This is a genomic window from Psychroflexus maritimus (genome assembly GCF_011089875.1).
Taxonomy (GTDB): domain Bacteria; phylum Bacteroidota; class Bacteroidia; order Flavobacteriales; family Flavobacteriaceae; genus Psychroflexus; species Psychroflexus maritimus.
Genome location: NZ_JAANAS010000026.1, coordinates 1 through 209 on the forward strand (window position 1 = coordinate 1; position 209 = coordinate 209).

Consider the following 209-nt stretch of genomic DNA (forward strand, 5'->3'; position numbering starts at 1 on the left):
AAGGTATAAATTGAATTAGAGCTATTTAATTCGGGTGTCCATTCCCCCTCAATTCCATTATTAGAGGTAGTAGGTAATTCTTGAAGTTCATTTTCACAAATTTCACTAGGTATGGAAAATTCAGGGGTAGTACTAGGAATAATTTCAATTTCTATATCAATACTTTCCGCACATTCATCAGAATTAGGAGTAAAGGTATAAATTGAATT

The 209-nt window shown here is 31.6% G+C and carries 1 pseudogene; it reads right to left on the reverse strand.

From position 1 onward, the window contains the following. A pseudogene (locus G7034_RS02470) lies at nt 1-209 on the reverse strand (hypothetical protein); the annotation flags it as partial.